The 6,710-nt window shown below is 58.6% G+C and carries 8 protein-coding genes and 1 pseudogene; 4 read left to right on the top strand and 5 right to left on the bottom strand.

Features of this window, described 5'->3' with window-relative positions:
• The first annotated feature begins 33 nt into the window (after window positions 1-33).
• Window positions 34-1,422, top strand: a complete 1,389-nt coding sequence (ahcY, locus tag AC2FEE_RS21540; protein ID WP_496867420.1) for an adenosylhomocysteinase — start codon at window positions 34-36, stop codon at window positions 1,420-1,422.
• A 57-nt stretch (window positions 1,423-1,479) separates the two neighbouring features.
• On the opposite strand, the gene AC2FEE_RS21545 is transcribed toward ahcY, so the two are convergent.
• On the bottom strand, window positions 1,480-2,127 hold the full coding sequence (locus tag AC2FEE_RS21545; protein ID WP_496867422.1) for a DUF899 family protein: 648 nt from the start codon (window positions 2,125-2,127) through the stop codon (window positions 1,480-1,482).
• A gap of 198 nt (window positions 2,128-2,325) precedes the next feature.
• Here AC2FEE_RS21545 and AC2FEE_RS21550 point away from each other — a divergent pair, with 198 nt between their 5' ends.
• The gene (locus AC2FEE_RS21550; RefSeq protein ID WP_496867423.1) at window positions 2,326-2,667 is read left to right on the top strand and encodes a DUF2853 family protein; all 342 of its coding nucleotides are present in this window, start codon (window positions 2,326-2,328) and stop codon (window positions 2,665-2,667) included.
• A 224-nt stretch (window positions 2,668-2,891) separates the two neighbouring features.
• Here AC2FEE_RS21550 and AC2FEE_RS21555 read toward each other — a convergent pair whose 3' ends face one another.
• From AC2FEE_RS21555 to tsaD, 4 genes are read right to left on the bottom strand one after another with little or no spacing between them, the layout of a single operon-like run.
• A complete protein-coding gene (locus AC2FEE_RS21555) occupies window positions 2,892-3,314 on the bottom strand; it encodes an EVE domain-containing protein (protein WP_496867424.1) in 423 nt (140 codons plus the stop codon).
• Window positions 3,314-3,583: a YciI family protein gene (locus AC2FEE_RS21560; protein WP_480592044.1), complete on the bottom strand. Its 270-nt coding sequence runs from the start codon at window positions 3,581-3,583 to the stop codon at window positions 3,314-3,316. The genes AC2FEE_RS21555 and AC2FEE_RS21560 overlap by 1 nt, the downstream gene beginning before the upstream one ends.
• A 1-nt stretch (window position 3,584) precedes the next feature.
• Entirely contained in the window at window positions 3,585-4,547 is a 963-nt protein-coding gene (locus AC2FEE_RS21565; RefSeq protein WP_496867425.1) for an NAD(P)H-dependent glycerol-3-phosphate dehydrogenase, read from the bottom strand.
• A complete protein-coding gene (tsaD, locus tag AC2FEE_RS21570) occupies window positions 4,544-5,641 on the bottom strand; it encodes a tRNA (adenosine(37)-N6)-threonylcarbamoyltransferase complex transferase subunit TsaD (protein ID WP_496867426.1) in 1,098 nt (365 codons plus the stop codon). The genes AC2FEE_RS21565 and tsaD overlap by 4 nt, the downstream gene beginning before the upstream one ends.
• Before the next feature lie 97 nt (window positions 5,642-5,738).
• Here tsaD and AC2FEE_RS21575 point away from each other — a divergent pair, with 97 nt between their 5' ends.
• Both AC2FEE_RS21575 and AC2FEE_RS21580 read left to right on the top strand, forming a co-directional pair.
• Window positions 5,739-6,452 (top strand): uroporphyrinogen-III synthase, encoded by a 714-nt coding sequence (locus tag AC2FEE_RS21575; RefSeq protein WP_496867428.1) that lies wholly within the window; start codon window positions 5,739-5,741, stop codon window positions 6,450-6,452.
• Window positions 6,453-6,506: 54 nt separating this feature from the next.
• Window positions 6,507-6,710: pseudogene (locus AC2FEE_RS21580) on the top strand (hypothetical protein); the annotation flags it as partial.

The raw sequence follows: 6,710 nt of genomic DNA on the forward strand, positions 1-6,710 counted from the left end.
GCCGGAACGTGATTTACCTCAATGGAGCACCTGATGGCCGGGGACTATATCGTTAAAGACATTTCATTGGCCGGGTTCGGCCGCAAAGAGCTGGATATTGCCGAAACCGAAATGCCGGGTCTGATGTCCCTGCGCGCGGAATATGGCGAGTCGAAGCCGCTGAAAGGCGCACGGATCGTTGGTTCGCTGCACATGACCATCCAGACAGCTGTGCTGATCGAAACACTGGTTGCGCTGGGCGCGGATGTGCGCTGGGCGTCGTGCAACATTTTCTCGACGCAGGACCATGCCGCCGCCGCGATTGCCGAGGCAGGCATCCCCGTCTTCGCCATCAAAGGCCAGACGCTGGAAGAGCACTGGGATTACCTGGACAAATCCTTCCTGTTCGACGAAGGCCCGAACATGATTCTGGACGATGGCGGCGACGCGACGCTGTACATCCTGCTGGGCGCACGCGCCGAGGCGGGTGAGGACATCATCCCGGTTCCCGGATCGGAAGAGGAAGAGGTCATCAAAAAGCAGATCGCCAAGCGTATGGCGGCAAGCCCCGGCTGGTTCACCAAGATGCGTGACCAGATTCAGGGTGTATCCGAGGAAACCACCACCGGCGTGAACCGCCTGTATCAGCTGGTCAAAGACGGCCACCTGCCGTTCCCGGCAATTAACGTGAACGACTCGGTTACCAAGTCGAAATTCGACAACAAATACGGCTGTAAAGAATCGCTGGTCGACGGCATCCGCCGCGCCACCGATACCATGATGGCCGGTAAGGTTGCTGTGGTTTGCGGCTACGGGGACGTAGGCAAAGGTTCGGCCGCATCGCTGCGCGGTGCAGGCGCCCGCGTGAAAGTCACCGAGGTTGACCCGATTTGCGCCCTGCAGGCTGCGATGGACGGGTTCGAAGTCACACTGCTGGAAGACGAAGTCGCCAGCGCGGATATCTTCATCACCACCACCGGCAACAAGGACGTGATCCGCATCGACCATATGCGCGCGATGAAGGACATGGCTATCGTCGGCAACATCGGCCACTTTGACAACGAGATTCAGGTGGCCAGCCTGAAGAATCACAAGTGGACCAACATCAAGGAACAGGTGGACATGATTGAGCTGCCCTCGGGCAACCGCATCATCCTGCTGTCCGAAGGCCGTCTGCTGAACCTCGGCAACGCCACCGGTCACCCGTCCTTCGTGATGTCGGCCTCGTTCACCAACCAGGTTCTGGCTCAGATCGAACTGTTTACCAAGGGTGACGAGTACGAAAACGAAGTCTACATCCTGCCCAAGCACCTGGATGAAAAGGTTGCGCGCCTGCATCTGGACCGCATCGGCGTGAAGCTGACCAAAATGGACAACGAACAGGCCGCTTACATTGGCGTGAAGCCTGAAGGCCCGTATAAGCCCGAGCATTATCGTTACTGATTTCCGAAATTGTCGGAAATGAAACGGCGGCCGGTTGGCCGCCGTTTTCTTTTGTAGTCAGCGTAGCGATGGTATGAAGTCTCCTCGGCCCTGCGGAGTAAAATCCAGTATGTTCCACAGGGGCCAGGCCGCATCCACATGCCGCGGGTGCCATTCGCTGGGTTCAAAAAACAGCTCAGAGCTCCAGAAATGAGTGATACTGTCCTGATTGCGTTGAAAGACGTTCAGGATCGGCAACTGACTTCCATCCTCAGCCTGGGCCAGATAGTCGTGCTGGTAGTCTGTACCAAGCGCGGAATAAAGCGGCAGATCGCTCCATCTCATCTTGGTCTTGAGCCCCACCAATTTTTCCGGGGTGTTCTGAGCCACCACTGCAAAGGCAATATTCTGGGAAATGTGGGTTACTTGACCATTCAACCCATCCAGGAAGGCTGAGCACATAGGACAGGGCGACTGTGCTTCCGGACCGTACATCAGGGAATAGATGGCCAACGTATCATGAGAACCGAACAGAGAAGACAGTTTTACGGGCTCACCCCGTTCTGATCTGAAAGAATAGTTCTGCGGAATCTCCCCTCCTTTGGGAAGGCTGCGCCGCAGGTTTGCGACGTTCTCGACACTGGCCCTTAGCTCGGCTTCTGCCTTAAGCAAGGTTTTTCGGGCAGCTCTGTATTGCGGGCTCTCATTTGGTAGCGACACGGGCATTTTGTCCTCCTGATTCCAAGCGGCAACTCTATTTAACTTAAATGTTAAATAAAGTCATGCCAAAATCAAGCCGAAGATGTATCGCGTGATTTTAAGGGGGAATGCTGGAGAATTTTCCCTTTGTGCAAATTTTCGCACCCGTTACCGTGTTTGCGGCGCTGGTGTAGCCAGAAACCAATATTGAACAAGGAGATGACAATGGGAAAACGCGACGACTTGATCGCCAAATACGCTGCAGATCTTAAAGACAAATGCGGGATGGACGCTGATATGGACCTGCTGACCAAGGTTACCATCGGCTGCGGTCCGGCGATCTATGACGCCGACGCGTCGACCGTCGCGGCCACGCAAGATGGCGAGCTTGAGACGGTCAAGAACAACTTCCTCATCAAGAAACTGGGCCTGGCTGATGGGCCCGAACTGATGGAAGCCATCAAAAAAGTGCTGGAAACCTATGGCATGTCCGAGCGCAACAAACACCGCGCCGTGGTCTATTACATGCTGACCAAGCATTTCGGCAAAGAAGCCGTCTACGGCTAAACTGTTCGTTTTCAAGTAAAACGCCCGCCTCCCCATCGGCGGGCGTTTCCTATTTGAGCAATTTTTTAAAGACTTGGTATTTGAAATGCCTGCTGAAACCCGGCTAAGGTCCAGGTGTGACCAGGACGGTCAGAACCAGAGATTTCCATACGCGTGTGGTGAGTAGGGAGCACGCGGGGGTAGGGAAGGTTCTGTATACGTCAGGGCCTTCCCTTTTTACTTGATCAGTTCGCTTGCGTGTTGCCCAAGGCACAGATCAACTGCCATTCAGCCTCGCTGACCGGTTGTACCGACAGGCGCGAATTCCTCACCAGTACCATCTCGGCCAGGCGCTCATCCGCCTTGATCTGGTCCAGTGTCACCGGCGTTGTGAACGGTCGCACCGCCTTGATGTCCACGCATTCCCAGCGTTCGTCATCGGTGGTGCTGTCGGGATGGGCCTCGGCGCAGACCTCGACGATACCGACGATCGCCTTGTCCTTTTGCGAGTGGTAAAAGAACCCGCGATCGCCAATCGCCATCTGCCGCATGAAATTGCGCGCCTGATAGTTACGCACGCCGTCCCATTCTTCACCCGCATCCCCTTTGGCAACCTGCTGGTCCCAGCTCCAGGTCGACGGCTCGGATTTGAACAGCCAGTACGCCATCAGCCGATCACTTTCTTCCAAGGAATAAGGTCGACGGAATCGAACAGCCCCGCCTTGGCGTAGGGATCGTTCTCGGCCCAGGTTTCGGCGGCCGACATGCCTTCGACCTCCAATATCACCAGAGAGCCGATCATCGCGTCTCCGTCCAGCAACGGACCAGCCTGAGAAACAACACCGGTTTCCTCGATATAGGCCAGATGGGCGGCGCGGTTGTCCAGCCGGGTTTGCAGGGCGCCGTCCTTGTCACGGGCGATGAGGGCAATCAGCATGTTATTCCTCCTTGAGGGGGCGGTTGAGCAGGGTTTCGATGGCTTGCGCCACACTGTAGGCGCCGTGGCTCAGGTCTGCCACCGTGGCGCTGATGGGCATGTCCAGCCCTTCGTTCGCGGCGATCTCAGACATGGCGCGCGCCGTGGCGACACCTTCGACCGTCGTATGGCTGTCAAAGGGACGATTCAGACCCAAACTCAAGCCGAAACGGTAATTTCGGGACAGTTCGGACGAGCAGGTCAGTACCAGATCCCCCAACCCTGACAGGCCCATCAACGTATCGGGTTGCGCACCACGTATCAGGGCGAACCGCTGCATTTCGGCAAATCCGCGGGTCATCAGGGCGGCGCGGGCGCTGTCACCAAGGCCCGCCCCTATGGTGGCCCCGCAACCGATGGCCATGACGTTTTTCAACGCACCGCCCAGTTCGGCCCCAACGACATCGGTTGTGCGATAAAGGCGCAGGTTGGCCGTGGTCAGCTCGTGCTGCAGGTTCTGGCTCAGGACGTCATCGGCGCAGGCCAGGGTCAGTGCCGTGGGTAGGCCTCGCGCGATGTCATCGGCAAAGCTGGGCCCGGTCAGAAGAGCGGGTTGTGCGTCCGGGATGGTTTCTCGGATCACCGAAATGGGCCCGAGGCCCGAGGACAGCTCGATCCCCTTACAGCAAGCGACCAGCGTTTTCCCAACCACAGCCGAGGCATGTTCGGTCAATGCTGCGCGCAATTTCTGCATGGGTACAGAAACAAGCAGCATCTGGCTTTCAGCGGCTTTAGTGATATCAGAGGTGACCGAGATACCTTCAGGCAAACCCACATTGGGCAGCCGTGCGATGTTCTCGCGGGTGGTTTGCATCAGATTGGCCTGATCCGCATTCCGCGCCCACAGGGTTACCGGCCCGTTTCCTGCCAGCGAAATCGCCAACGCCGTGCCAAAAGCCCCTGATCCCAGAACAGAAACACTCATGCCTTCGCGCCTTTCTTGCCGCTGCCCAACATGGCGGGGCTGGTTTGGTCCAAGGGCCAGCGGGGCCGGGCCGTCAGGTTCAGTCCATCGCGGGCGCCAGTGCGAAACCGTTCCATCCCGGCATAGGCGATCATGGCCGCGTTGTCAGTGCAAAGGGAGAGAGGCGGGGCAGTAAAGCACGCGCCTTTCTCGCTGCAAACAGTCTCTAACGCAGAGCGAATGGCGGAGTTAGCGGCCACGCCGCCCGCCACAGCGATCACCGGGTCGGAGGGGATTTCTTCAAAATACCGATCCATTGCGCGGCGAGTTTTCTCGGCCAGAGTGTCCACGATAGCTTGCTGGAAACCGGCGCACAGATCAGCGCGGTCCTGACGGGTCAGGCCGCCTTTCTCGGCAACGATCTTGTCCCGCATCCGCATCAGCGCGGTTTTGAGCCCGGAAAACGAGAGATCACATCCGGGCCGGTCCAGCAGCGGTCGGGGAAAGCGGAATCGTTTGGGATCTCCCAACCGCGCTTCGGCCTCGACCGAAGGACCGCCGGGTTGCGGCAGCCCCAGAAGCCGCGCGGTTTTGTCGAAAGCCTCGCCCGGTGCATCGTCAATGGTGCCGCCCAAGCGGGTGAACTGCTCCGGCCCGTGGGCGATCAAATACTGGCAATGCCCGCCCGAGACCAGCAGCATCAGGTAAGGAAAGGCTATCCCGTCGGTCAGGCGCGGCGTCAGGGCGTGGCCTGCCAGATGGTTCACCCCGATCAGCGGAAGGCCGGTTGCGGCGCTCAAGCCCTTGGCGCACATGACGCCAGACATAACGCCGCCGATCAGGCCCGGCCCCGCGGTCACTGCAATGGCGTCCACATCAGCCAAAGTCAGATCCGCGGACTCAAGGGCCTGCACCACACAGGCATCTAGCTTTTCCGCATGGGCACGGGCAGCAATCTCGGGGACCACGCCGCCAAAGGCGCTGTGCAATTCGGTCTGACCATGCACGATGGATGACAGCACTTCTGCCCCGGCACCATCAGTTTGGCGCACGACGGCGGCGGCTGTGTCGTCACAGCTGCTTTCCAGTCCGAGGACGGTAAGTGTTTGCACCATTGGCCCGATCCGCTACACCTTGATTGCCAAGCGGGGTATCACCCCGCGCGAACGCAAACAATCCCAAGGCGGAAGGCGCCGACTGTTGTATTTGCTGATGACCCGCCCGCGCGCTGCCTCTGAACGGTTCGTTGCGCAGCTGCCGACCCGCACCAGATCCCGGGTCGAGGTCATCTATTCCCCGATCCTCGAAATCAGACCTCTGCCGGTCAAGGTGGACACGCAGGGTATTCGGGGGCTGATCTTTACTTCGGCCAATGCGGTGAATGCTGCCGTGTCTCTTGGTCTCGCACGGGACATACCCGCCTTTTGCGTCGGCCCTGCGACGACCGGCACGGCCAAAGGGGCCGGATGGGACGCGCAGATGGTTGGTGCAACAGCCGAGGAACTTGTGGCCTATCTGCTGAAACACCGACCAGAAAGCCCGCTGTTGCATCTGCGCGGCGAACACAGCCGGGGCGATATCGCCACCCGCCTGACCGAGTCGGGCCTGACCGTGCGCGAACAGCCTATCTATCTGCAGCGCCTGTTACCGCTGACACCCGAGGCTGCAGCGACCGCCGGCGGAGATACACCGATAATTGCGCCCCTCTTTTCACCCAGAACGGCGCGACAATTTGCCGATATCTGGACGGGTACGGCACCCTTGTGGCTGGTCGCAATCAGCGAAGCGACGGCGGAACCCCTTTATTCCTTGGACTATGCGCGCCTGAAGATTGCCAAAGAGCCGACCCCGAAGACGATGCAGAAAGCTGTTAAAAAGCTTGTGAAACATGCGATGCGGGTTGAGGGCAGCGAGACCACCGATTAACCTAGAGTGGCCTGTTATTCATGTGAAATTGGATTCGATAAGGGGAATGTTGCGGTGGCTCGTAAGAAAAAAACCGATCAAAAGCCAGTGAAAGACCCCAAGTCGGACGAAGCGGTTGAAACCGTTTCCACGCAGGACGACGCGCCACTTGACGCGGTAGAGCCGGTAGAAGAGGTCCTTTCCGAAGCCGAAGCCGAAGCCGAAGCCGAAGCCGAAGCCGAAGCCGAAGCCGAAGCCGAAGCCGAAGCCGAAGCCGAA

The organism is Ruegeria sp. YTSC199 (assembly GCF_059609725.1).

What these genes read in the sequence shown, in the direction of transcription:
- ahcY (WP_496867420.1), top strand. Translation starts at nt 34, where the DNA reads ATGGCCGGGGACTATATCGTTAAAGACATTTCATTGGCCGGGTTCGGC.
- AC2FEE_RS21545 (WP_496867422.1), bottom strand. Translation starts at nt 2,127, where the DNA reads ATGCCCGTGTCGCTACCAAATGAGAGCCCGCAATACAGAGCTGCCCGA.
- AC2FEE_RS21550 (WP_496867423.1), top strand. Translation starts at nt 2,326, where the DNA reads ATGGGAAAACGCGACGACTTGATCGCCAAATACGCTGCAGATCTTAAA.
- AC2FEE_RS21555 (WP_496867424.1), bottom strand. Translation starts at nt 3,314, where the DNA reads ATGGCGTACTGGCTGTTCAAATCCGAGCCGTCGACCTGGAGCTGGGAC.
- AC2FEE_RS21560 (WP_480592044.1), bottom strand. Translation starts at nt 3,583, where the DNA reads ATGCTGATTGCCCTCATCGCCCGTGACAAGGACGGCGCCCTGCAAACC.
- AC2FEE_RS21565 (WP_496867425.1), bottom strand. Translation starts at nt 4,547, where the DNA reads ATGAGTGTTTCTGTTCTGGGATCAGGGGCTTTTGGCACGGCGTTGGCG.
- tsaD (WP_496867426.1), bottom strand. Translation starts at nt 5,641, where the DNA reads ATGGTGCAAACACTTACCGTCCTCGGACTGGAAAGCAGCTGTGACGAC.
- AC2FEE_RS21575 (WP_496867428.1), top strand. Translation starts at nt 5,739, where the DNA reads ATGACCCGCCCGCGCGCTGCCTCTGAACGGTTCGTTGCGCAGCTGCCG.